The following is a 23,549-nucleotide window of genomic DNA, read 5'->3' as shown; positions in this document are numbered from 1 at the left end:
GCTGCGTGGCAGGCCGACGGCGATCGACGGATAACTAAGGATTGCCCCCATGCCGCATGCGGCTCGCCTCGGATTGTGTTGCTTCTTGCTGTTGCTGGCCGCCTGCGCCGGCCGTCCACCCCAGGCACCCGCACCGGCGGCGCCGGTGGTTTCCCGTCCGCTATTGGAAAGCCAGGCCCAGGCCGCCAACGACGTGCTCTTTCGCGCCATTGGGCTGGTGGGAACGCCCTATCGCTACGGCGGTAATACCCCGGCCGGCGGCTTCGACTGCAGTGGCCTGATCGGCTACGTCTACCGGGATGCCGCGGGGGTGACCCTGCCGCGCTCGACCCGCGAGATGATCACCCTGGGCTCCCCCAACGTGGCGCGTAATGCCCTGCAGCCCGGCGACCTGATCTTCTTCGCCACCGCAGGCGGTCGCCAGGTGAGCCACGCGGGCATCTACGTCGGGGAAGGGCGCTTCGTCCATGCCCCGCGCACCGGCGGTACGGTGCGCCTGGACAGCCTGGCCAAGCCCTATTGGCAGAACAGCTACCTGCAGGCCAAGCGGGTACTGGTGACGCCTAGCCTCGCCGGCGGCTATTGAACCCCCTTTCGCCCGGGCCGCTCGAATAGGCATCCAGCCCGTGCGGAGTCCTCCATGCCCCAGGCGATACGTCTGCCGCCCCAGCCGGCTCGCTGCGAGCTGTGCGGCCGGGCGGCGCCGCTCACCCGCCATCACCTGATCCCCCGCTCGTTGCACGACAAGGCCTACGTGCGCAAGAAATTCGACCGCGTCAGCCGCATCACCGCCACCCTCTGGGTGTGCCGCCCCTGCCACAACCATATCCACCAGACCTTCGACGAAAAGACCCTGGCGCTGGAATACAACAGCCGCGAGCTGCTGCTCAGTGATGCCCGCATCCGCCACTTCGTCGACTGGCTGGCCGGCAAGCCCGACGGCTTCGTACCCAAGCGTTAGATAATACCACCCCTATAGCGGGTAGGCCGTTGGACGTTCTTCCTGATCGTCCGAGAGAGGGCGGGGTGGTCAGGGCCTGGGCTGTTCTGGAGCCGGCTGAGGGACGCGACGAAGCGGCAGCCGGAGAAGGTCAGCCTCGTACCGCAAATGTAAAGGCTGGCGCAGCCGTCTGGACCGAAACTGCAACCTGCCTCTCACCTCCGGGGTCCTACGCCACGGTTGGCCGTCGCTGCGATTAGGATGACGGCAACGCCCAGGCAGAACCGGCTTGCCCGGTTCGACCGCACGAGGAGAGTCGATGAGATCCTTTGCCCTGCCAGGTCTGGCGGGGATCCTGCTCCTGATCGCCGCTACCTGCATCCAGGCGGACGAGGCGACCCTGGCGCGCGGGGAGTACCTGACGCGGCTGGGCAACTGCCAGGGCTGCCATACCCGTCCCGACGGGGCGCCCTTCGCCGGCGGGGTGGCCTTCGACACGCCGTTCGGGCGCCTCTATTCGAGCAACATCACTCCGGATCGCGAGCACGGACTGGGCAACTGGACGGCGGACGAGTTTCGCCGCGCCTTGCACGAAGGGCTCGGGCGGGAAGGCGAGCAACTCTATCCGGCCTTTCCCTATACGGCCTACACCCGCTTGAGCGACGCGGATGTCGCGGCCATCTTCGCCTTCCTGCAACTCCAGCCTCCGGTGCCCGCTGCGCCGCCGGCCAATGCCCTGCGCTTCCCCTTCGACCAGCGTGCCCTGATCCGCGGCTGGAAGCTGCTGAACTTCACTCCGGGCCCCTTGCCGGCCGTCGCTGACGCCAAGGTGGCGCGGGGTGCCTACCTGGCCGAGGCGGTGGGGCACTGCCAGGAGTGCCATACCCCGCGAACCTGGAGCCAGGGCCTCGACAGCGGCCGGGCCTATGCCGGCGCTACCCAACAGGGCTGGACCGCCTGGAATCTCACCGCCGACCCGCGCGGGCTGGGCAGCTGGAGCGATGCCAAGCTCGCCAGCTACCTGCGCGAAGGTCACCAGCGTGGCGAAGCCGTGGCCGCCGGGCCCATGGCCGAGGTGGTGAGCGGCGGGACCCGCTATCTGAACAACGCCGACCTCGGCGCCCTGGTCGCCTATCTGCGCACCCTGCCGGCCCGACCGGGAGCGGTACCGGCGCGGGCGGAGATTCAGCCGCCCGGCGAGGCCGGGCCGCTCACGGCCGCCGAGGCGGAGAGCGCCGCCCTGTTGCAGTCGGCCTGTGCCAGCTGTCATGCGCCGGATGATCGCGGGCCGGCGGGGCCTTATCCGCGGTCCTTCAGCAATTATTCGGCGGTGCGCGACCCGACGGGGACCAATCTGGTGCGTGTGCTGCTCGACGGGCTCGAGCGCCAGGGGCGTACCGAGCACGCCTTCATGCCGGCCTATCGGGATCTGCTCAGCGACAGCCAGATTGCCGACCTGGCCACCTACATTGGGCGCCGCTTCGGCGGCCAGGTTGCCGACATCCGTCCCGAGGACGTGGCGGCGGCACGCGAACGGGAGAAATGACAGTGGCGGCCATCGAACTCAGGGTCAACGGCGAGACGCGCTCGCTCGACGTCGATCCGCGCATGCCCCTGCTGGACGCCCTGCGCGACGAACTGGGACTCAAGGGACCGAAGTTCGGTTGCGGCCTGGGGGAGTGCGGCGCCTGCACGGTGTTGGCGGACGGCAAGCCGGTACGCGCCTGCCTGCTGCCCGCGGCGTCCTTCGTCGGCCGCGAGCTGCTCACGCTGGAAGGACTGGGTACGCCGGCGGCGCCCCATGCCTTGCAGCAGGCCTTCATCGACGAGCAGGCGGCGCAGTGCGGCTATTGCATCCCCGGCATGGTGATGAGCGCCCAGGCGCTGCTCGAGCGCGTGCCCGATCCCAGCGAGGCGCAGATCCGCCAGGCCCTGGCGGCCAACTTCTGTGGTTGCGGTACCCACTATCGCATCCTGCGGGCGGTCAAGCGGGCTGCCGTGCTGCTGCGCGACGGCGGAAAGACGCCGGCATGAGGCTTTCGCGGCGAGGCTTCCTGGAGGGCAGCGCGGTACTGCTGCTGGGTTTCAGCCTGCAGCGGCCGGTGCTCGCTCAGGTTCTGCCCGTGCCGACCGATGCCGCAGCGCTGGCCAAGACCCTCGACGAACGCCAGCTGGATGCCTGGCTGGCGGTGGATGCCCAGGGCCAGGTCACCGTCTACAGCGGCAAGGTGGAACTGGGCACCGGGGTCAGTACCGCGTTGCGGCAGATCGTCGCCGAGGAGCTCTGCGTGGCCTTCGCCGCCACGCGGCTGATCCAGGGCGATACCCGGCTCACCCCGGACCAGGGCATCACCGCCGGTAGCAAGAGCCTGCAGGTGGGCGGTGCCCAGCTGCGCAAGGCCGCGGCCAGTGCCCGGCAGTTCCTGTTCCTGGAAGGGGCGCGGCGGCTCGGCCTGGACCTGGCGGTGGTGGATACGGTGGCTGGCCGGGTGGTCTATCGCGGCGATCCCAGCGGGCGCTTCGTCAGCTATGGCGAGCTGGTCGGCGGGCGACCACTCGGGCGGCTGGTCAACCAGGGCGTGCGCACCCGGGCGGTCAAGGATTACCGGCTGGTCGGTACCTCGGTGCCGCGGGAGGACATCCCCGCCAAGCTGTTCGGCAGCTTCGACTTCGTCCACGACCTGCGCCTGCCCGGCCTGCTGCATGGCTGCGTGGTGCGGCCGCCCTGCACCGGTTCCGCGCGGCTGGCGGGGGTGAGCATCCGCGGTATCGATGCCAGCGCACTGCCCGCGGGCGCGCAGCTGGTGTACGAGGGCGCCTTCGTCGCGGTGGTGGCGGAGCAGCCCTGGCTGGCGCGGCAGGGGGCGGCAGCGCTGCGGGTGGAGTGGAGCCTGGTGCCGGACCTGCCGCTACCCGGCGAGCTCTATGCGCAGCTGGAAGCCAAGGCCGGTCCAGCGGAGGTACAGCAGGAGGCCGGCGAGGCGGAACAGGAGCTGCAGAACGCCGCCCGGCGGCTGGACGCCGAATACCGCTGGCCCTATCAGAATCATGATTCCATCGGTCCCTCCTGCGCGGTGGCCGAGGTGCGCGCCGAGGGCGCCACCGTCTGGAGCGGTACCCAGGGCGTCTATCAGCTGCGCGCGGCCTTGGCGGACCTGCTGAAACTGCCGGAAGACAGCATCCACGTCATCTACCAGCAGGCCTCCGGCTGCTACGGCCACAATGGCGCCGACGACGCGGCCGCCGATGCCGCGCTGCTGTCCAAGCTGTGCGGCCGCCCGGTGCGGGTGCAATGGAGTCGGGCCGACGAGCACGGCTGGAATCCCAAGGGGCCGGCCATGCTGATGCGCCTGGCCGGTGGCCTGAGCGACACCGGCGATCTGCTCGCTTGGCGCTTCGCCAACTGGACTCCCACCCACCTGACCCGACCCAACGGCCAGACCGGTGCCGCCGCGCTGCTCGCCGGGCAACTGGCCTACAACCTGCCGCTCAAGGGCGGCCGTGGTGGCGGCAATCGCAATGCCGCGCTGGACTATGACCTGACCAATGTCCAGGTGGCGACCCACTGGGTGGAGGCCGGCGACTCCCCCCTGCGCCCGTCCGCGCTACGCGCCCTGGGCGCGGTCGGCAACACCTTCGCCAACGAATCCTTCATGGACGAGCTGGCCCTGGCGGCGGGGGTCGACCCGCTGGCCTTCCGCCTGCGCTACCTGCAGGATCCCAGGGCGCGGGCGGTGCTGGAGGCGGCGACGGCCAAGGCAGGTTGGCAAGCGCCGGCAGTGCGCACGAGCGCCTGGGACGGAAGCACCGCGACCGGGCAGGGCCTGGCCTTCTTGCGCTACGAAAACGAGAACGCCTATGTCGCCGCGGTGGTCGAGGTAGCGGTCAACCAGGCGACCGGTATCCGCGTGACCCGGGTGGTGGTGGCCCACGATTGCGGCCTGATCGTGAACCCCGATGGCCTGCGCAACCAGCTGGAGGGCTGCGTGGTGCAGGGCATCGCCCGTACCCTCAAGCAGGCCGTGCGCTTCGACCACCAGGGCGTGACCAGCCTGGAGTGGGGCGCCTATCCGCCGCTGACCTTCACTGAATTGCCCGAGCTGGAACTGGAGCTGATCGATCGACCGGAGGAACCGGCGGTGGGTGCCGGGGAGGCCACCATCGCCGCCATTCCCGCAGCCATCGCCAATGCCGTGGCGGCGGCGACCGGTCTACGCCTGCGCGAGGCACCGCTGAATCGCCAGCGTCTGCGCGAGGCGTTGGCTGCTCGTCGCTAGGCGCGTTTCAGGCGTTGCTTGAAGAACAGCGCAGCGCCGGCACCCAGCACGGCGACCACCGCCGCGCCGATCCACAGCGGCTCGTTGCCCGCGAAGCTGAACTGGTTGGCCCCCTTGGCCGCCAGGTACCCCGGTCCCATCATCAGCGGCGCCCAGACGATGGCCGAGAGTACGTTGGCCGACTGGAAGCGCAGCTGGTTCATGGCCATCATGCCGGCCACCAGGGGCACGGTGTTGCGGATCATGGTCAGGAAACGGCCACCGAACACCGCGAAGAAACCATAGCGGCGAAAGAACAGCCGGGTCCTGGCCACCTGCTTGCGATAGCGGCGGAAGGGCGGGCGGTGGACGATGCTGGGGCCGAGCCAGCGGCCGATGAGGTAGGAGCAGATGTCGCCGACGATGGCGCCGATGATGGCGGCCCCTACCAGCGGCAGCGGTGCGAGCACCCCCGAGCCGGCCAGGCCGCCTACCACCAGCATCAGGGCGGTGGCCGGGATGAAGACGCCGAGCAGTACCAGGGATTCGCCGAAGGCCAGCAGGCCGACGATCAGTGGCGCCCAAGCCTGATGGGTCTCGATGAAGCCAAGCAGCGATTGAGTCAAGGATTCCATGGGTGGCCTCGTCTGCCGAAAGTCCTAAGACTACGCGGCCTTGACGATCTGCCAGCCGTTTCAACAGCTTGAATCAATTTCCCTTGCTGGAAGTGCGCAGGAGCGCGCATAGCCGCTCCTGCCAGGGCCCTCAGGTCTCGGTCAGGGCGTCCTGTGCCGCGTGCCAGCGCAGCGCATGACGCTCGCCGACGACGAAACGATCACCCTGAAAATCCCAGCGCTCGACGTCCACGGTCTTTTCCGGGCCCTGGCCGACCAGCAGGCGGTTGAAGGAATTGGGCGAGGTGCCGCGTACGCGGGAGGAGAGGGTGGTACCGGCCTGGACGATCCACACCTCGCGGGGCAAGGTGGGATATTGCCGGCTCAGCGGCAGCACATAGGGCAGGTGGATATGGCCACCCATCACCAGGTCCAGCCCGGCATCGGCCCAGGTGGCCAGGGCGCGGTCGGCGTTGTGCTGCAGGTTACTCAGGTCGCTGAGTTCGAGGGCGCCGAAGGGCTGGTGGGCGATGACGATGCGCAGCTTGTCGGGTCCGGCCCGGCGCAGGCGTTCGGCCACCCGCGCGATCTGCTCGGCGCTCACGGCACCATCCTTGTGGCGGCGCGGGGCGGTGGTGTTGAGACCGACCAGCAGCAGCTCGTCGTTCTCGAAACTGGGCTCCAGGTCCTGGCCGAAATGCCGCCGGTAGTTGCCGTAGGGCGCCAGGAAGCGGGCGAAGACGTTGTACAGCGGCAGGTCATGGTTGCCCGGGATCACCAGTGTCCGGGGAATGCCATAGCTTTCCAGGCGTTCGACGAAGGTCTTGGCGGCGGCGAATTGCTCGCGGCGGGCGCGCTGGGTGATGTCCCCGGAAAGGATCAGGACATCGGCGCCGTGTTCGCGGACATGGGCTTCCAGGGCCGCGACCACAGCGGGTTGCTCGGTGCCGAAGTGGGTATCGGAGATTTGCAGGAGGGTCGTCATGAGGACCTGGTTTCCAACGGATTCCCCTTTACGACCGCAACGGGCGCCAAGCTATCCGACGAGGGTTGCCTGGAGACTGTTCCCAGGCTCGCGCGCTAGAGCCAGACGAGGCCTGGACGGCCTCATGAAAGTGGCTGGGGAAGCGAAGTTTGCGCATTCCGAAGCCATTTTCACCGCAGTTTGGCCGACGCGCAGCCGCCGTCGGACAGTCGCTTAGACTTCGCCGTCGTGATGCCAGGCGTCATGCAGCTCGGAGGCGTTGGCTTCGCCGACTTCGGTACGGGCCTTGAGCCAGTCCAGCAGGGCGGTGCGGTCTTCCGCGGTCGGCGAGGTGTAGCGCTTGTTGGCCATGATGGTGCCTTCGACCCAGGCGTTGTCGAAGCCGCCGATGTAGTCCAGCTTGCGCTCTTCGACGTAGTCGATGAAGTCGCCCAGGAAGGTGTCCAGGTCGTCTTCGCTGAGCTCGCTCTTGAAGCTCACCTTGATTTCGAAGGCCATTTCCTGGAACTCGCCCAGGTATTGCTTCTTGCGCAGGCGACGCTTCATGCGGCTCAAACGGGGATCTTGCTGGGTATCGGTCATGGCGAAGGCCTGGATATCGATGAAAGGGCGGGCATTATCCCTGGCGGCGACGGGTAATGCCAATGGTGACCGCCCGGGCGGCCGGTTAGCATGGCCGTTTTGGCTGCGACCAGAGCGCGCAGGGGTGGACGGATGGCGGGCAAGACGAGACGGGGCTCCGGAGGCGTTACCCTCCGCGAAGTGGCCAGGCTGGCGGGCGTCGCGCCGATCACGGTGTCGCGGGTGTTGAACGCGCCGGCGAGCGTCAAGGCGGCTACCCGCGAGCGGGTGCTCGCCACCATCGCCGACAGCGGCTACGTGCCCAACCTGGTGGCCGGTGCGCTGGCGTCCAATCGCAGCCGGCTGGTGGCCGTCCTGGTGCCCATGCTGACCAACCCGCTGTTCGCCGACACCTACCAGGCGGTGGCCGAGCGCCTGGCCCTGGCGGGCTACCAGGTGCTGCTGGGCGTTACCGGCCACGATCCGGCGCAGGAGGAGGCCTTGCTGGCGACCATTCTCAGCCGACGACCGGATGGGCTGATCCTCACCGGCACCGACCATACCCCGGCGAGTCGCGCGCGCCTGAGGGCCGCAGGCCTGCCGGTGGTGGAAACATGGGATCTCAGCGAGGATCCCATCGACCAGGTCGTGGGCTTTCGCCACGACGCCGTGGGCCGACTGTTGGCGCAGCGGGCTGCCGCTGGCGGCTACGCCCAGGTCGCCCAGGTGGCCGTCGACGATCCCCGTGGTACCCGGCGACGCCTGGCGCTGAGCGAGGCCCTCGCCGCGGCCGGGATCGCCGAAACGGAACCGGTGCTATTCAGCGGCCTGCCGGCCCTGGAGCAGGGGCGGCTGGCGTTGCGTCGGCTGCTGCGGCAGACGCCACGGCGCCCGCTGCTGGTGGTCTGCACCTCGGACACCCTGGCCCAAGGGGTGCTGACCGAGGCCCTGGCGCAGGGCGTGAGGGTGCCGGCCGAGGTGGCGGTGATCGGCTTCGGCGACATGGCCTTCGCCGCCCATACCCTGCCGGCGCTGACCACGGTACGCGTCGAGGCCGGCGCCCTGGGGCGGGAGGCGGCGGAGCTGCTGCTGGCGCGCCTGGCCGGCGGCAACGGCCAACCCCATCCGCGCGACCTGGGTTTCGACCTGATCGAGCGCGCAAGCACCTAGGATGGATAGGGGTTGTCAGACAACCCTTCGGACGTTAAGGTCGAGGAATGGTAGCGGTACCATTTTCTTGGCGAGGGATGACCCGGATGAGGATCGTGATGATCGGTGAAGCGGCCCGGCACCAGGCGGAGATCGCCCGCGGCCTCAGTGAACCGGCGAGTTTCGTCGCCTTGCCCCGCGATGCCCATGACTCTGCCGGTTGGGATGACCAGATCGAGGGTGCCGACGTGCTGGTCGCCATGCGCCTGCAGCGGACCGGACAGGCACCGCGGGTGAGACTGCTGCAGGTGCCCGGCGCCGGTCTGGATGGCATCGACCTCGGCGTGCTGCCGGTGGATTGCCGGGTCTGCAACGTCTTCGAGCATGAGATTCCCATGGCGGAATACGCCCTGGCCTGCCTGCTGGATCACGAGGTGCGGCTAGGCGAGGCCCGAGCGGCCTTCGATAGCCAACGCTGGAGTCAGGCCTACCTCGAGCGTCAGCCGCGCGGTGAGCTGCACGGCAGGACGCTGGTGATCCTCGGCTTCGGTCGCATCGGCCAGGCGGTGGCGCAGCGGGCGCGCGCTTTCGGCATGCGCATCCTGGCCGTCACCCGCAGTGCCTGCAATGGCCAGGTGCCCGCTGGCGCCGATGGCGCCCTGCCGCCCGCGGCGCTCGACGAGGCGCTGGGCCAGGCCGACTACGTGGTGCTGGCCTGTCCGCTGGACGAGCGAACCCGGGGCTGCTTCGGTACCGCCCAATTCGCCGCCATGCGGCCACACGCCGTGTTGCTGAACCTGGCACGGGCCGCGGTGGTGGACGAGGACGCCCTCCATGCGGCGCTGGTCGAGCGGCGCATCGCCAAGGCCTACTTGGATGTCTGGTACCGCTATCCCAGTGGCGAGGCCGACCAGGTGGCGCCGGCGCGCGAGCGCTTCGAGGACCTCGCCAACGCCTTCTGCACGCCGCATATCTCCGGTTGGACCCAAGGGCTGTTCGCCCGCCGCTATGCCTTGATCGCCGCCAACATCGAACGCCTGCGCCGCGGCGAACCGCTGCTCAATCAGGTCCATGGGCCCCGTTAGAGGACACGTCATGCGCATCACCCGTATCGAAACCACGCGCCTGGCCGAATTTCCCAACCTGCTCTGGGTGGAAATTCATACCGATAGTGGCCTGGTCGGTCTCGGCGAGACCTTCCGCGGCGCCGAAGCCGTGGAGGCCCAGATCCATTCGCTCTGCGCGCCGCTGTTGCTGGGCCGTGATCCCCTGCAGCTCGAAGCCCACAGCCGGGCACTGTTGCGCGGTTACCTGGGCTTCAACGGCAGCGGCGTGGAGACCCGTGCGGCGTCGGCGCTGGACATCGCCCTCTGGGACCTGTTCGGCCAGGCCCTGGGCGTGCCCATCCACCAGTTGCTCGGCGGCCGCGTCCATGAGCGGATGCGCGCCTACAACACCTGCGCCAGCCCCCACTTCAACACCGGTGGCGAGCGGCGCCGGCTGGTCGCCAAGGGCGAGGCGCGGCCGCTCGGCCGCTACGACGACCAGGTGGCCGCGGTGGAATGTCCTGGCGCCCTGGCCGAGAGCCTGGTGGACGAAGGCTTCGCCGCCATGAAGATCTGGCCCTTCGATGCCTTCGCCCTGGCCAGCCACGGCCAGTACCTGTCCAGCGCCGAGCTGCGCCAGGGCCTGGAGCCCTTCGCCCGGATCCGCGAGGCGGTGGGCGACCGCATCGCGGTGATGTGTGAATTCCATTCGCTGTGGAATCCCACCTGCGCCCTGCAGATCGCCCGGGAACTCAAGGAATACGACATTTTCTGGGCCGAGGATCCGATCAAGATGGACCATGTCCAGGGACTCGCGGACTTCCGGCGGCTGGCCGGTATCCCGGTCTGCGGCAGCGAGACCCTGGCCATGCGCGGTGCCTTCCGCGACCTGTTGGCGGCCGACGCCCTGGATTACGTGATGGTGGATCTTTCCTGGTGCGGAGGACTGAGCGAGGCGCGCAAGATCGCCACCCTGGCCGAGGCCTACCAGAAGCCCATCGCCCCGCACGACTGCACCGGTCCGGTGGTGCTGATGGCCTCCCTGCACCTGGGGTTGGCCTCGCCCAATGCCATCTTCCAGGAAGTGGTGCGGGCCTATCTGGCGGGTTTCTATTGCGATCTGGTGACCGAGCTGCCGGTACTGGAGCAGGGCTGGCTGCTGCCACCGACCGCCCCAGGGCTGGGGACCGCCCTGCAACCGGCCCTGCGGCAGCGACCGGACCGGAGCGGCCGGGTATCGGCGATCTGAGGGGCTCAGGCGGCCATGGCCGCACAGGCGTCGGCGCAGGCTTCACAGGCCCGGGCACAGGCCTGGCAGTGCTCGGCCTTGTGCTTGCCGCACTCGGCGGCGCAGGCGCGGCAGGTGGCCAGGCACAGGGCACAGGCTTCGGCGATGCGGTCGCTGTTGCGCTGCATGAAGGTGGCGGCCAGGCGACAGGCATCGGCGCAGTCGCGGTCCAGGCGGACGCACTCGCGCATCATGTCGATATGGTCTTCGCCCAGGCAGGCACTGGCGCAGGTTTCGCAGGCCGCGGCGCAGTCGAGGCAGGCCTTGATGCAGGCGGCGAGGGTGGAATCGGTCATCCGGTATCTCCTGGCGGTTTGGGGGTTCAGGGTGGACCCGGTCGCGGGGCGCCGAGTTCGGGTGGCGCGATCGATTGACGCTCTCCCGGCTAGTCCGTACCCTGCGCCCTTGCACGTGGTGCCCCGCTTGAGCCGGGGTGAAACAGGGAAGCCGGTCGAGCCGGCGCTGCCCCCGCAACGGTAGTTGAGTAGTAGCGGCGCGATACCCACTGGCCTGGCCGGGAAGGGGCGCCGCGGATGCCCCTGGGCATCGCCTCACGAGCCCGGAGACCGGCCACGCCTGCGTTCATCTCGGCGATGCGGAGGGCATCGTGCGGTGTCACCCCTGCCTGGCAGGCGGTGCCTCTGCCCGTGCCTCCGCCGCGCCCGCATCCGGAGCACCGCCATGACCGATACCCCCGAATCCACCAGCCCCGAGCGCGACGAACGCCACCGCGCGCGCATGGTGCGCAAGAAGGCGGTGATCGACGCCCGCATCGCCGAGGCCCAGGACGAGCGTGGCCTGCTGCTGGTGCACACCGGCATCGGCAAGGGCAAGAGCAGCTCGGCCTTCGGCATGGCAGCGCGCGCCCTTGGCCACGGCATGAAGGTGGGCGTGGTGCAGTTCATCAAGGGCCGCCGCGACACCGGCGAACAACTCTTCTTCAAGCGCTTTCCCGACGAGGTGCGCTACCACGTCATGGGCGAAGGCTTCACCTGGGACACCCAGGATCGCGCCCGCGACCTGCAATCGGCCGCCGCGGCCTGGGCGGTCGCGGTGGAGCTCCTGCGTGACCCGGCCATCGGCCTGGTGCTGCTGGACGAACTCAACATCGCCTTCAAGCATGGCTACCTGGAGGTCGACCAGGTACTGGCCGATCTCGCCGGCCGCCCGGCGCACCAGCACGTGGTGGTGACCGGCCGCGGCGCGCCGCCGGCGCTGGTCGAGGCCGCCGATACCGTGACCGACATGAGCCTGGTCAAGCATGCCTTCCAGGCCGGCGTCCGCGCCCAGCAGGGTATCGAATGGTAGGCCAGGCGCGGCATTGCCCGGCGCTGCTGATCGCCGCGCCGGCGTCCGGCCAGGGCAAGACCAGCGTCACCGCGGCGCTGGCCCGCCTGCATGCGCGGCAGGGCCGGCGGGTGCGGGTGTTCAAGTGCGGTCCGGATTTCCTCGACCCCATGATCCTCGCCCGCGCCAGTGGCGCGCCGGTCTACCAGCTCGACCTCTGGATGATCGGCGAGGCCGAGAGCCGGCGGCTGCTATGGGAAGCGGCGGGAGCGGCCGATCTCATCCTCATCGAGGGCGTCATGGGCCTGTTCGACGGCCAGCCCTCGGCGGCGGACCTGGCCGAGCGCTTCGGCGTGCCGGTGCTGGGGGTGATCGACGCGGCCGGCCTGGCGCAGACCTTTGGCGCCCTGGCCTATGGCCTGGCCCACTATCGCCCGAGCCTGCCATTCGCCGGGGTGCTGGCCAATCGCAGTGGCAGCCCGCGGCAGACCCAGTTGATCCGCGGCAGCCTGCCGGAGGGCATGACCTTCTTCGGCAGCCTGCCCCGGGATGCCGGTATCGAGCTGCCCAGTCGCCACCTGGGGCTGATCCAGGCCGACGAGGTCACCGACCTGGATCGCCGTCTCGACGCCGCCGCCGATGCCCTGGCGGCCAGTTCCGACATCGAATTGCCGACGCCCGTGGCCTTCGCCGCACCGGAGCCGACGTCCGTCTCGCCCCTGCTGGCCGGGGTGCGCATCGGCGTAGCCCGGGATGCGGCCCTGGCTTTCATCTACCAGGCCAACCTGGATCTCTTGCGCGCCCTGGGCGCCGAGTTGTCCTTCTTTTCCGTACTCGCCGATAGCCAGCTGCCCGAGGTGGACAGCCTCTACCTGCCGGGCGGCTATCCCGAGTTGCACCTGCAGGCACTGTCGAACAACCTCGGCATGCGCGCGGCCATTCGTGCCCATCATGGGGCGGGCAAGCCGATCCTCGCCGAATGCGGCGGCATGCTCTATCTGCTCGACGAGTTGACCGACAAGGGCGGTGAGTCCGCCGCCATGCTCGGACTTCTGCCGGGCAGCGCGCGGATGCAGGCGCGGCTGACCGCCCTGGCGCTGCAGTCGGTGGAGTTCGCCCAGGGCACGCTGCGCGGCCACACCTATCACCACTCCGCGCTGGAGTCGCCGGAGACCCCTTGGGCGCGTGGGCTGTGCCCCAATGGCAAGGCCGTGGCCGAAGCGGTCTACCGCGACGGTCGGCTCACCGCCAGCTATATTCACTTCTACATGCCGTCGGCACCCGCCGCGGCCGCCGCGATGTTCAAGCCGTGACCACGACGCCCTATACCCCCGCCGAACAAGCTGCCGTCTACCGAGCCATCGCCGAGCGCCGCGACATGCGCCATTTCTGCGGTGGCGAGGTACCGCCCGAACAACTGGCCCGTTTGCTGGGCGCCGCCCACCAGGCCCCCAGCGTCGGGCTGATGCAGCCCTGGCGCTTCCTGCGCATCAGCGATCCGGCCCTGCGCCAGCGCCTGCACGAGCTGGTGGAGGAGGAGCGCCGCGTGACCGCCGAAGCCCTCGGCGAGCGCAGCGACGACTTCATGAAGCTCAAGGTGCAGGGCATCCTCGACTGCGCCGAGGTGCTGGTCACCGCCCTCATGGATGGCCGCGAAGCCCACGTCTTCGGCCGGCGCACCCTGCCGGAGATGGATCTGGCCTCGCTCTCCTGCGCCATCCAGAATCTCTGGCTGGCGGCGCGCTGCGAAGGCCTGGGCATGGGCTGGGTGTCGCTGTTCGACCCGGAAGCCGTGCGCACCCTGCTGGGCATGCCCGAGGGCTCGCAGCCTGCGGCCATCCTCTGCCTCGGGCCGGTCGAGGCCTTCTATGAGCGGCCCATGCTGGAAGAAGAGGGCTGGCGCCAGGGGCGCCCGCTGGCAGAGCTGGTCTTCGAGAATCGCTGGGGCCAGAAACCATGATGCTGGCCTTCGCGGTCGTCTGCGGCATGCTGCTCGACCTGCTGCTCGGCGAACCGCGACGCGCCCATCCGCTGGTCCTGTTCGGCCGTTTCGCCGAGGGCCTGGAAGCCCGCTTCAATCCCGGGGGACGTGGCTGGCGCAGTCATGGGGTGATGGCCTGGAGCCTGGCCGTGCTGCCCTGGGTGCTGCTCACCGCCTTGCTCTGCCAGATCGGCTGGCTGGCCTGGATCATCCAGCCCCTGGCGCTCTACCTGGCCGTGGGGCTGCGCAGCCTGGGCGAGCACGCCGAGCCGGTGGCGCGCGCCCTGCAGCGCAACAACCTGTCCGAGGCACGGCGGCGGGTCGGCTATCTGGTCAGTCGCGAGACCAGCGAGCTGGACGAGACCGCCGTGGCCCGCGCCGCCACCGAATCGGTGCTGGAAAACGGCAGCGACGCCGTCTTCGCTGCGCTGTTCTGGTTCGCCCTGCTCGGCGCCCCGGGCGTGGTGCTCTATCGCCTGGCCAATACCCTGGACGCCATGTGGGGCTATCGCACCTCGCGCCTGGAGCGCTTCGGCTGGGCCGCGGCGCGGCTGGACGACGTGCTCAACTATATTCCGGCACGCCTGGTCGCCCTGACCTATGCCGGTCTCGGCCGCTTCTGGAATGCCATCGAATGCTGGCGCACCCAGGCGCCGCTGTGGGACAGCCCCAACGCCGGCCCGGTGATGGCGGCGGGGGCCGGCGCCCTCGGCGTGAGCCTGGGCGGTGCGGCGCGCTACCATGGCGAGTGGCACGAGCGGCCCTTGCTTGGCCGCGGCCCGGCGCCGACCTTCCTGGCCATCACCCGGGCACTGAAACTGGTACGGCGGGGCGCCTGGCTATGGACTGCCCTGATCGCCCTGGGAGGGTTGCTGCTTGCTTGAGCATGGCGGCCGCCTGAGACGTGCGGCGCGGACCTACGACATCCCCCTGGCCGACTGGCTGGACCTCTCGACCGGCCTGGCCCCCTGGCCCTTTCCGCTGCCCGAGATTCCCGCCAGCGCCTGGGCGCGCCTGCCGGAGCCCGACGACGGCCTGGTGGCGGCGGCCTGCGCCTGTTACCGCGCCCCCGCAGCCTTGCCGGTGGCCGGCTCCCAGGCCGCCATCCAGGCGCTACCGCAGTTGCGCCCCCCGTCGCTCGTCGCGGTGCTGGCGCCCTGTTACGCCGAGCATGCCCTGGCCTGGTGCCGGGCCGGACACGAGGTCGTGGAGTGCGGCGAGGCCGAGGTAGCGGCTGGCCTCGATCGGTTCGATGTTCTGGTGGTGGTCAACCCCAATAATCCCACCGGCGAGCGGCTGTCGCCGGCGCGGCTCCTGGACTGGCAGGCCCGCCTGGAACGCCGCGGCGGCTGGCTGGTGGTGGACGAGGCCTTCATGGACCCCACGCCGGGCGCCAGCCTGGCGGCCTTCAGCGATCTGCCCGGGCTGATCGTGCTGAGGTCCTTCGGCAAGTTCTTCGGCCTGGCTGGGCTGCGCCTGGGCTTCGTGCTCGCCGCGCCGGCCCTGTTGGCGCGCCTCGACGAGCACCTCGGCCCCTGGACGGTGAACGGCCCCAGTCGCTACCTGGCGCAACGCCTGCTGGCCGACCAGGAAGCCCAGCAGCGGCAGCGTGAGGCCCTGCTGCAGGCCGGCGAACGGCTGGCGGCGCTACTCGCCGGGCACGAGCTGCCGCCCAGCGGTGGCTGTGCCCTGTTCCAACTGCTGCGGTGTCCGGATGCCGTTGCCTTGCACGAACACCTGGCGCGCCAGGCCATCTTCACCCGGCTGTTTCCCCACCTCGATGCCCTGAGGTTCGGCCTGCCGGCCGACGAGTCCGAGTGGCAACGGCTCGACGCGGCCCTGGCCCGTTATCGGAGTTCTCCATGAGTACGTTGATGGTGCAGGGCACCACCTCCGACGCCGGCAAGAGCACCCTGGTGTCCGCCCTGTGCCGCTGGCTCCATCGCCAGGGCGTGCGCGTGGTGCCCTTCAAGCCACAGAACATGGCGCTTAACAGCGCCGTGACCGCCGACGGCGGCGAGATCGGTCGTGCCCAGGCGGTCCAGGCCCAGGCCTGTGGCCTCGTCCCGCACACCGACATGAATCCGGTGCTGCTCAAGCCCAACACCGATGTCGGTGCCCAGGTGATCATCCATGGCCGCGCCGTCACCAGCATGGACGCCAAGGCCTACCACGCCTACAAGCCGGTGGCGCGCGAGGCGGTACTGGCGTCCCATGGGCGGCTGTCGCAGCACTATCAGGTGGTGCTGGTGGAGGGCGCTGGATCACCGGCCGAGATCAACCTGCGCCAGGGCGACATCGCCAACATGGGCTTCGCCGAGGCGGTGGACTGCCCGGTGCTGCTGGTGGCCGATATCGACCGTGGCGGTGTCTTCGCCCATCTGGTCGGCACCCTGGACCTGCTCGAACCCAGTGAGCAGGCGCGGGTCGCCGGCTTCATCATCAATCGCTTCCGCGGTGACCTGGCCCTGTTGCAACCGGGGCTGGACTGGCTGGAAGCCCGTACCGGCAAGCCGGTGCTCGGCGTGCTGCCCTATCTGCACGACCTGCACCTGGAGGCTGAGGATCGCCTGGCCACCGGCCAGGTCGCCAAGCAGGGGCCGCGCCTGCGCGTTGCGGTGCCGGTCATGCCGCGGTTGAGCAACCACACCGATTTCGATCCCCTGCGCCTGCATCCCCAGGTGGAGTTGCTGTTCGTCCGCCAGGGCGAGGCGCTACCCGCGGTGGACCTGGTCATCCTCGGCGGCTCCAAGAGCGTACGCAGTGACCTGGCCTTCCTGCGTGCCCAGGGCTGGGACCGGGCCATCACCCGCCATCTGAGATACGGCGGCCGGGTGCTGGGCATCTGCGGCGGCTTCCAGATGCTCGGTGAACGAATTGCCGATCCCCTGGGCCTGGAAGGCGCTCCCGGTGACAGCGCCGGTCTCGGCCTGCTGGCCATGACCACCGAGCTGGCCGCGGAAAAACAGCTGCGCACGGTGCAGGGCCAGCTGTGCGACGGCGCGGCTGAGGTCGTCGGCTACGAAATCCACGCCGGCGTCAGTCAGGGACCGGCGCTGGAACGTCCGGTGGTAAGGTTCGACGATGGCCGGGTCGACGGCAGCCTCAGCGACGATGGCCAGGTACTGGGTACCTACCTGCACGGCCTGTTCGAGTCGCCCGCCGCCAGCGTCGCCCTGCTGCGCTGGGCCGGCCTGGCCGAGCCGCAGCAGCTGGACTACCACGCCCTGCGCGAGCGCGATCTGGATCGTCTCGCCGACCTGGTCGAGCACCATTTGGACACCGGGCGCCTGCGCGCCCTCTGCGAGCTCTAGATGCGCGAACTCATCCTCGGTGGCGCTCGCTCTGGCAAGAGCGCCCTGGCCGAGCGCCTGGCCGCCGAGTCCGGCCTTGCCGTCACCTATATCGCCACGGCCGGCGGCAGCGATGCCGAACTGGCCCGGCGCATCGAACGCCACGCGGCGCGGCGACCGGCGCACTGGGCGCTGGTGGAAGAGCCGCTGGCGCTGGCCGAGCGGCTGCAGGCCCTGGCCGCGCCGGACGCCTGCCTGCTGGTGGACTGCCTGACCCTCTGGCTGACCAATCTGCTCCTGCTCGACGATCCCCAGCGCCTCGATCGTGCCTGCGCGGCCCTGCTGGACGGGGTGCCGCAGCTACCCGGCCGGCTGATCTTCGTCAGCAACGAGACCGGCCTGGGCGTCGTCCCCCTGGGCGAGCTGACCCGCCGCTATGTCGACGCCGCCGGCGAATTGCACCAGGCCCTGGCCACCCGCTGCGACCGCGTGGTGCTGACCGTGGCCGGGCTCCCCCTGACCCTCAAAGGAACACCGCTATGAGCATGCCCTGGTGGCAAGGACCCTGCCGCCAACCCGATACCGCCGCCGCCGAGGCCGCGCGCGAGCGGCAGAAGGTATTGACCAAGCCGAGCGGCTCGCTCGGCGACCTGGAAGCCCTGGCCATCCAGCTGGCGGCCCTGCAGGGCACGCCGCGGCCGCTGCTCGAAAGCACCGCCATCGCCGTCTTCGCCGGTGACCACGGGGTGGTGGAAGAGGGCGTTTCTGCCTATCCCCAGGCGGTCACCGCCGAGATGGTGCGCAACTTCGTCAGCGGCGGGGCGGCCATCAGCGTACTCGCCCGGCAACTTGACGCCGCCCTGGAGGTGGTCAACCTGGGCACGGTGACGCCCCTGGAGGCGCTGCCGGGCGTGGTCGACCTGCCCCTCGGGCGCGGCACCGCCAACTTCACCCTGACCCCGGCCATGACCCATGACCAGTGCCAGGCTGCGTTGCAGGCCGGTCGCGACGCCGTGCTGCGCGCCTGCGGCGGCGGCGCCGATCTCTTCATTGGCGGCGAGATGGGTATCGGCAACACCACCGCCGCCAGCGCCCTGGCCAGCGTGTTGCTGGACACCTCACCACTGGCCCTCGCCGGTCCCGGCACCGGCCTGGATGCCAGTGGCGTGGCGCGTAAGGTTGCGGTCATCCAGCGCGCCTTGCTGCGCCATGGCGATGCCTTGCAGGATCCCTATGAGCTGCTGCGGCGGTTGGGTGGCTTCGAACTGGCCGCCCTGACCGGCGCCTACCTGGCCTGCGCCCAGCAAGGCCTGCCGGCCCTGGTGGACGGCTTCATCTGCTCGGTGGCCGCGCTCTGCGCCCAGCGTCTGCAACCCGGCACCCGGGACTGGCTGCTGTTCGCCCATTGCGGCGCCGAGCCTGGCCATGCCGCCGTCCTGCTGGCCCTGGGCGGCGAACCCATGCTCGACCTGGGCCTGCGCCTGGGCGAAGGCAGCGGCGCGGCCCTGGCGGTACCGCTGCTGCAGCTGGCCTGCCGGCTGCACAGCGAGATGGCCACTTTTGCCGAAGCCAGCGTTTCCAGCCGCGCCGATGACTGACTGCTGGCTGTTGCGCCATGGCGTCACCGAGGGCCCCGAGGGCTTTCGCGGGCGCCTCGATCCGCCCCTGGCGGAGCAGGGCTGGACACAGCTGCGCAGCGCGGTCGCCGGCCAGCCGGCCTTCGCCCTGATCCTCAGCTCGCCGCAGCAGCGCTGCGCACGCTTCGCCGAATGGCTGGCGGCGGAGCAGGGCACCGAGTTGGTGCTGGAGCCGGACTTGCGCGAACTGGATTTCGGCGACTGGGAAGGCCGCAGCGCCGCCGACCTGATGCAGGACCAGGCCGAGGCCCTGGGATTGTTCTGGGCCGATCCCTACGCCTATACGCCCCCGGGCGGTGAGCCGGTGGCGGCCTTCTCCGCACGGGTGCTGGGCGCCGTGGCGCGCTGGCGCCCGCGCCTGCAGGCGCAACGCAGCCTGATCGTCACCCATGGCGGCGTGATCCGGCTGCTGCTGGCGCGCCAGCGCGGCCTGGCGCCCAAGGACCTGCTGCAGGTCGCGGCGCCCTATGCGACCTTGCAGGCGTTGTCGCTGGAGCACCCCTGATGCCCTTGCCGCTGCTGATCGCCGTGCAATTCCTCACCCGCCTGCCGGTCCGCCTGCCGGGCCTGCCGCCGCCCGAGGCGGTCGGCCGCTCGGTGCTCTGGTATCCGGTGGTGGGCCTGTTGCTGGGCGGCCTGCTGAGCCTGCTCGCCTGGCTGGGCGCCGCGGGCGGTCCCTTCCTGCAGGCGGCCCTGGTGCTCAGCGGCTGGGTGATCCTCACTGGTGGCCTGCACCTGGATGGCCTGGCCGACAGCGCCGATGCCTGGATCGGTGGCTACGGCGATCGCGAGCGCACCCTCGCCATCATGAAGGACCCCGCCTGCGGCCCCATGGGGGTGCTGGCCTTGCTGCTGACCCTGTTGCTCAAGTGGAGCGCCCTGGTGGTGCTCCTGCCGCATTCGCTGGCCGCCCTATGGCTGGCGCCCCTGGCCGGTCGCCTGGCGCTGCCCTGGCTACTGCTGGCCACGCCCTACGTCAGGCCCGGCGGCCTGGGCGATCTCCTCAGTCGGCACCTGCCGCGCAGGGCGCTCAAGCAGGTCCTGGCGCTGGGCGCCGCCGGCCTGGTCCTGCTGCCCCAGGGGTTCATCGCGCTGCTGGTGACCCTGGGGGTGGCGCTGCTCGGACGGCGGGCCCTGTGCCAGCGCCTGGGCGGCACCACCGGCGACACCGCCGGCGCGCTCCTGGAAATCACCGAAACCGCGGTAGTGGTGGCGCTGGCCCTGGCGCTGCGCTGAAAAATCGCCACAAGCGTGAGTCAGCGGGGATTTTACGACCTTCGTCCTTGAACGCCTCGGTTTAAACCGTTAATAAGGCGCGTGGCACCGCGCCGAGCGCAGCCACCTCGGTGCGGGCGGGTCCAAGGGGGAGTCGTCGTCAGCTGGACAAGGAGCCCCAATGCCCGATGCGTCTCAAGGCGCCGGTTCGATCCAGGAAAGCGCCCCCGCGGCGCTGCTTCGCCTCAAACCGCGCAGCCTGTTCGCCAAGTTCTTCCTGGCGTTCATCCTGGTCGATGCCCTGGGCACCCTGCTGTTCACCCTGAACGGCTACCAGCAGGCCCGCGACGCCAGCAGCCAGAGCATCGACTACCGGCTGATGAGCGCGGCCCTGGCGCTGCCCGAGATCGTCGGCGAAGACTACCTGGCCCAGTTGCAGGACCCGGCCAAGGCCGATCCCGAGCGCTACCGGCGCATGCTGATCAGCCTGGACCGCTACGCCCGCAAGGCCGGCCTGGCCTCGCTCTACGCCTTCGTCAAGGAAGGCTCGGACATTCGTTTCATCATGGATTCGGCCAACGAGGAAGAGATCCGCGTCGGCTACTTCGGCGACTATCGCCAGCTATACGAGCAGGCACCTCCGGAACTCGGAGCGGTCTTCATCGATCATCAACCTCGTTTCGCGGAATACCAGGATAACTTTGGCAGTTTCCGTTCCCTGTTCCTGGCCATTCCCGGGCAGGACGGGCAAGCAGTCGTCATAGGGGCGGATATGTTCATGGAAGGAATAGCAGCGGCAGAGCAGTCGGCTCTGCTGGAGTCGCTGCTCATAGGGGCGCTGATCTTCGCCATGGGCGCCCTGGTCAGCCGGATACTGGCCGGTGCCCTCAATCGCTATCTCGCGCGCCTCGGCCAGGCGACCGAGCGCATCGCCGATGGCGACTACCAACTCGGGTTGAAAGAAGGGCGCGATCCGGTCGGCCGCCTGGGCCGTGCCATGAACCAGATGGGCGCCGCTCTGGCCGCCCGCGAGCGGCGCATCAGCCAGCTGGCATTTCGGGACATGCTCACGCGGCTGCCCAACCAGGTACGGCTGGTGCTGGAAATCCGCCAGCGCCTCGAGCGCGCCGCGGCCGGGCGCTTCGCCGTGCTGCTGCTCGACGTCGCCAACTTCCGCAACATCAACGAACTGCTCGGCCAGGAGGGCGGGGACAAGATCCTGCGCCACCTGGCGCGCCGGCTGCGGGTCGCCGCGCCGGAGGAGAACGGCGTGGCGCGGATCGGCGCCGATACCTTCGTGCTGCTGCTGCCCTGGTTCGACCGCGGCTCGGCAGACGCCGCGCTGCTGTCGCTGCGCAACCTGGTGGAAAAGCCCTTCGTCAGCGGCAATCAGCGCGTGTCGCTGCGCATCACCTTCGGCATCGCCTGCTACCCCGAGCACGGCGGCAGCGCCGAAGCCCTGCTGGCCAATGCCGAGACGGCCCTGCAGGACGCACGCCGCCAGCAGCTCCCCTATGCCTTCCACGACCCGGACCAGGAACGCCAGCGCCAACTGGGCATCGCCATGCTCGACGCCCTGGATCTGGCGGTGGACCACGACCAGTTGCGCCTTTACCTGCAACCCAAGATCGGCCTGCCGGACGGCCGCGTCGAGGGCGCCGAGGTACTGATCCGCTGGCAGCACCCGGAACTGGGACTGCTCAAGCCGGACGCCTTCGTCGGCATCGCCGAGCAGAGCCGCAAGATCTGCGACATCACCCTCTGGGTACTGGAACGCTGCATGCGCCTGCAGCGCGAGCGGCAGCTCGGGGCGCTCAAGCTCAACGTCAATCTCTCGCTGCTCGACCTCGAGCACCCGGCGTTCATCGGCCGCATCGGCCGGCTGCTGGACGAGACCGGTGCCGTCGCCTGCGGCTTCTGCCTGGAGATCACCGAGTCCCGGGCCATGAGCAATCCGGTGCAGGTCCTCGACTGCCTGCGCCAGCTCAAGGCGATGGGCTTCGAGCTGTCCCTGGACGACTTCGGCGCGGGACATTCCTCGCTGGCCTGCCTGAGCAGCTTTCCCATCGACGAGCTGAAGATCGACCGCCAGTTCATCGAGCACTGCCACCTGCCGGGCGACCAGGAGGTGATTCGCCTGCTGGTCCAGCTCGGGCAGCTGCGCGGACTGCGGGTGGTGGCCGAAGGGGTGGAGACCCCCGCGGCGCTGCAGGTGCTCACCGACCTCGGCTGCGACCAGATCCAGGGCCAACTGGCGGCCGGCGCCCTGTCGCTGGACGACTTCCAGCAATGGTACGCCGCACAGGCGCAGGGCTACTGGCAGCTCAGGGCCTGACGGACGTCGCGGCGAGCACGGGCGGCAGGCGCTCGACCAGTTCGTCGAGCACCAGGCGCACGCGGAAGGGCAGTTGCCGGGTGTCCGGCCAGACCGCCTGAATCACGATGGGCCGGGCCTGCTCGGCGAAATTCAGGGCGACCAACTGGCCCTCGCGCAGGGCCGTGTCGACCAGCCAGTTCGGCAGGCGGGTCACGCCGAGGCCGCGGCAGGCGGCCAGCAGCATGGCGTCGAGATCGTCCAGCAACAGCCGGGCGGGTGGGCGCACCTCCCGCAGGCGGCCGCTAGCCTCCTCGAAGACCCAGCTCGCGCCCTCGGCGCCGCGGCTGTAGAGCACGGCTGGCTGGATCGCCAGCGCGTCGAGGGTAAGGGGCGTGCCTTGCCGCGCCAGCCAGGCGGGCGCGGCGCAGACCACCATGAGGTCCTCGCCCAACCGGCGCGCGCGCAGGCCGGGGGTATCGTCCAGCGGGCCGCTGCGGATGGCCAGGTCGACGCCTTCTTCCAGCAGGTCCACCTTGCGATCGTTGAAGGACAACTCGAACTGCAGCTCCGGCCAGCGCTCGGCCAGCTCCAGCAGGATCGGCGCCAGGCAGCGCCGCCCCAGCAGCACCGGCATGCTCAGCCGCAGACGACCCCGCGGCCTCTGGCGGCCGTGGGCCAGCTCGTCCTCGGCGCCCTCCAGTTCGGCCAGGATGCGCAGGCAGCGTTGATAGAACAGCTCGCCCTCCAAGGTGAGGCGCTGGCTGCGCGTGGTGCGCTGGAACAGCGGCACGCCCAGCTGTTCTTCCAGACGCGCCACGGCCTTGCCCACCGCCGAACGCGACAGGTGCAGGCGCTGCGCGGCGCTGCTGAAATTGCCCGACTGTACGGCCTGGACGAAGGCGGCGATGCCGCCCAGGGAGTCTGCCCGGATCATAGGATTGTCGCCTAAAGCTATTCGATGCTGCGAATTTAACGCGCCA

At 69.8% G+C, this 23,549-nt stretch carries 24 protein-coding genes and 1 riboswitch; of the genes, 19 read left to right on the top strand and 5 right to left on the bottom strand.

Annotated features, from left to right (window positions below):
• The first annotated feature begins 49 nt into the window (after positions 1–49).
• From ACYJP6_RS04395 to ACYJP6_RS04375, 5 genes are all read left to right on the top strand, one after another.
• Complete coding sequence (locus tag ACYJP6_RS04395; protein ID WP_459473708.1) at positions 50–586, top strand: C40 family peptidase; 537 nt, start codon at positions 50–52, stop codon at positions 584–586.
• 54 nt (positions 587–640) lie between these two features.
• Complete coding sequence (locus tag ACYJP6_RS04390; RefSeq protein WP_459473706.1) at positions 641–961, top strand: hypothetical protein; 321 nt, start codon at positions 641–643, stop codon at positions 959–961.
• Positions 962–1,259: 298 nt separating this feature from the next.
• Positions 1,260–2,486: a c-type cytochrome gene (locus tag ACYJP6_RS04385; RefSeq protein ID WP_459473704.1), complete on the top strand. Its 1,227-nt coding sequence runs from the start codon at positions 1,260–1,262 to the stop codon at positions 2,484–2,486.
• 2 nt (positions 2,487–2,488) lie between these two features.
• Positions 2,489–2,974 (top strand): (2Fe-2S)-binding protein, encoded by a 486-nt coding sequence (locus ACYJP6_RS04380; protein WP_459473702.1) that lies wholly within the window; start codon positions 2,489–2,491, stop codon positions 2,972–2,974.
• Positions 2,971–5,217, top strand: coding sequence for a xanthine dehydrogenase family protein molybdopterin-binding subunit (locus ACYJP6_RS04375; RefSeq protein ID WP_459473700.1), 2,247 nt, complete (start codon positions 2,971–2,973; stop codon positions 5,215–5,217). The genes ACYJP6_RS04380 and ACYJP6_RS04375 overlap by 4 nt, the downstream gene beginning before the upstream one ends.
• On the opposite strand, the gene ACYJP6_RS04370 is transcribed toward ACYJP6_RS04375, so the two are convergent.
• From ACYJP6_RS04370 to ACYJP6_RS04360, 3 genes are all read right to left on the bottom strand, one after another.
• Entirely contained in the window at positions 5,214–5,831 is a 618-nt protein-coding gene (locus ACYJP6_RS04370; protein WP_459473698.1) for a DedA family protein, read from the bottom strand. The two genes, ACYJP6_RS04375 and ACYJP6_RS04370, sit on opposite strands and share 4 nt — an antisense overlap.
• 130 nt (positions 5,832–5,961) lie before the next feature.
• Positions 5,962–6,795, bottom strand: a complete 834-nt coding sequence (locus ACYJP6_RS04365; RefSeq protein WP_459473696.1) for a metallophosphoesterase family protein — start codon at positions 6,793–6,795, stop codon at positions 5,962–5,964.
• 213 nt (positions 6,796–7,008) lie between these two features.
• On the bottom strand, positions 7,009–7,377 hold the full coding sequence (locus ACYJP6_RS04360; protein WP_459473695.1) for a YggL 50S ribosome-binding family protein: 369 nt from the start codon (positions 7,375–7,377) through the stop codon (positions 7,009–7,011).
• Between the two features lie 132 nt (positions 7,378–7,509).
• Here ACYJP6_RS04360 and ACYJP6_RS04355 point away from each other — a divergent pair, with 132 nt between their 5' ends.
• From ACYJP6_RS04355 to ACYJP6_RS04345, 3 genes are all read left to right on the top strand, one after another.
• Positions 7,510–8,526, top strand: coding sequence for a LacI family DNA-binding transcriptional regulator (locus ACYJP6_RS04355; protein ID WP_459473693.1), 1,017 nt, complete (start codon positions 7,510–7,512; stop codon positions 8,524–8,526).
• Between the two features lie 86 nt (positions 8,527–8,612).
• Positions 8,613–9,590 (top strand): 2-hydroxyacid dehydrogenase, encoded by a 978-nt coding sequence (locus ACYJP6_RS04350; protein WP_459473691.1) that lies wholly within the window; start codon positions 8,613–8,615, stop codon positions 9,588–9,590.
• Positions 9,591–9,600: 10 nt separating this feature from the next.
• On the top strand, positions 9,601–10,800 hold the full coding sequence (locus tag ACYJP6_RS04345) for a mandelate racemase/muconate lactonizing enzyme family protein (RefSeq protein WP_459473689.1): 1,200 nt from the start codon (positions 9,601–9,603) through the stop codon (positions 10,798–10,800).
• 5 nt (positions 10,801–10,805) lie between these two features.
• Here ACYJP6_RS04345 and ACYJP6_RS04340 read toward each other — a convergent pair whose 3' ends face one another.
• Positions 10,806–11,135, bottom strand: coding sequence for a four-helix bundle copper-binding protein (locus ACYJP6_RS04340; RefSeq protein WP_459473688.1), 330 nt, complete (start codon positions 11,133–11,135; stop codon positions 10,806–10,808).
• A gap of 99 nt (positions 11,136–11,234) precedes the next feature.
• Positions 11,235–11,428: riboswitch (cobalamin riboswitch) on the top strand.
• A gap of 92 nt (positions 11,429–11,520) precedes the next feature.
• On the opposite strand from ACYJP6_RS04340, the gene cobO reads away from it, so the two are divergent.
• The 11 genes from cobO (at position 11,521) to ACYJP6_RS04285 (ending at position 22,587) form a co-directional block, all read left to right on the top strand.
• Positions 11,521–12,147: a cob(I)yrinic acid a,c-diamide adenosyltransferase gene (gene cobO / locus ACYJP6_RS04335; RefSeq protein WP_459473686.1), complete on the top strand. Its 627-nt coding sequence runs from the start codon at positions 11,521–11,523 to the stop codon at positions 12,145–12,147.
• Positions 12,141–13,439: a cobyrinate a,c-diamide synthase gene (locus ACYJP6_RS04330; RefSeq protein WP_459473684.1), complete on the top strand. Its 1,299-nt coding sequence runs from the start codon at positions 12,141–12,143 to the stop codon at positions 13,437–13,439. The genes cobO and ACYJP6_RS04330 overlap by 7 nt, the downstream gene beginning before the upstream one ends.
• Complete coding sequence (gene bluB / locus ACYJP6_RS04325) at positions 13,436–14,086, top strand: 5,6-dimethylbenzimidazole synthase (protein WP_459473682.1); 651 nt, start codon at positions 13,436–13,438, stop codon at positions 14,084–14,086. The genes ACYJP6_RS04330 and bluB overlap by 4 nt, the downstream gene beginning before the upstream one ends.
• Positions 14,083–14,991, top strand: coding sequence for an adenosylcobinamide-phosphate synthase CbiB (cbiB, locus tag ACYJP6_RS04320; RefSeq protein WP_459473680.1), 909 nt, complete (start codon positions 14,083–14,085; stop codon positions 14,989–14,991). The genes bluB and cbiB overlap by 4 nt, the downstream gene beginning before the upstream one ends.
• Positions 14,984–15,973, top strand: a complete 990-nt coding sequence (gene cobD, locus ACYJP6_RS04315) for a threonine-phosphate decarboxylase CobD (protein ID WP_459473678.1) — start codon at positions 14,984–14,986, stop codon at positions 15,971–15,973. The genes cbiB and cobD overlap by 8 nt, the downstream gene beginning before the upstream one ends.
• Positions 15,970–17,421, top strand: coding sequence for a cobyric acid synthase (locus tag ACYJP6_RS04310; RefSeq protein WP_459473676.1), 1,452 nt, complete (start codon positions 15,970–15,972; stop codon positions 17,419–17,421). The genes cobD and ACYJP6_RS04310 overlap by 4 nt, the downstream gene beginning before the upstream one ends.
• Positions 17,422–17,943 carry a bifunctional adenosylcobinamide kinase/adenosylcobinamide-phosphate guanylyltransferase gene (gene cobU / locus ACYJP6_RS04305; protein WP_459473674.1) on the top strand — a complete coding sequence of 174 codons (522 nt, stop codon included), beginning with the start codon at positions 17,422–17,424 and terminating at the stop codon, positions 17,941–17,943.
• On the top strand, positions 17,940–18,998 hold the full coding sequence (gene cobT / locus ACYJP6_RS04300; RefSeq protein ID WP_459473672.1) for a nicotinate-nucleotide--dimethylbenzimidazole phosphoribosyltransferase: 1,059 nt from the start codon (positions 17,940–17,942) through the stop codon (positions 18,996–18,998). Before cobU ends, cobT begins: the two co-directional genes overlap by 4 nt.
• Positions 18,991–19,542, top strand: coding sequence for a histidine phosphatase family protein (locus ACYJP6_RS04295; protein WP_459473670.1), 552 nt, complete (start codon positions 18,991–18,993; stop codon positions 19,540–19,542). The genes cobT and ACYJP6_RS04295 overlap by 8 nt, the downstream gene beginning before the upstream one ends.
• Positions 19,542–20,273, top strand: a complete 732-nt coding sequence (locus tag ACYJP6_RS04290) for an adenosylcobinamide-GDP ribazoletransferase (RefSeq protein ID WP_459473668.1) — start codon at positions 19,542–19,544, stop codon at positions 20,271–20,273. Before ACYJP6_RS04295 ends, ACYJP6_RS04290 begins: the two co-directional genes overlap by 1 nt.
• A 160-nt stretch (positions 20,274–20,433) precedes the next feature.
• Positions 20,434–22,587: a putative bifunctional diguanylate cyclase/phosphodiesterase gene (locus tag ACYJP6_RS04285; RefSeq protein ID WP_459473666.1), complete on the top strand. Its 2,154-nt coding sequence runs from the start codon at positions 20,434–20,436 to the stop codon at positions 22,585–22,587.
• On the opposite strand, the gene ACYJP6_RS04280 is transcribed toward ACYJP6_RS04285, so the two are convergent.
• Positions 22,577–23,503, bottom strand: coding sequence for a LysR substrate-binding domain-containing protein (locus ACYJP6_RS04280; RefSeq protein ID WP_459473664.1), 927 nt, complete (start codon positions 23,501–23,503; stop codon positions 22,577–22,579). The genes ACYJP6_RS04285 and ACYJP6_RS04280 overlap by 11 nt on opposite strands.
• Positions 23,504–23,549: the final 46 nt, after the last annotated feature.

The organism is Pseudomonas sp. No.117 (assembly GCF_054558395.1).
The sequence above is the reverse complement of the archived record's forward strand: the minus strand, read 5'-3'. Positions and strand labels throughout refer to the sequence as shown.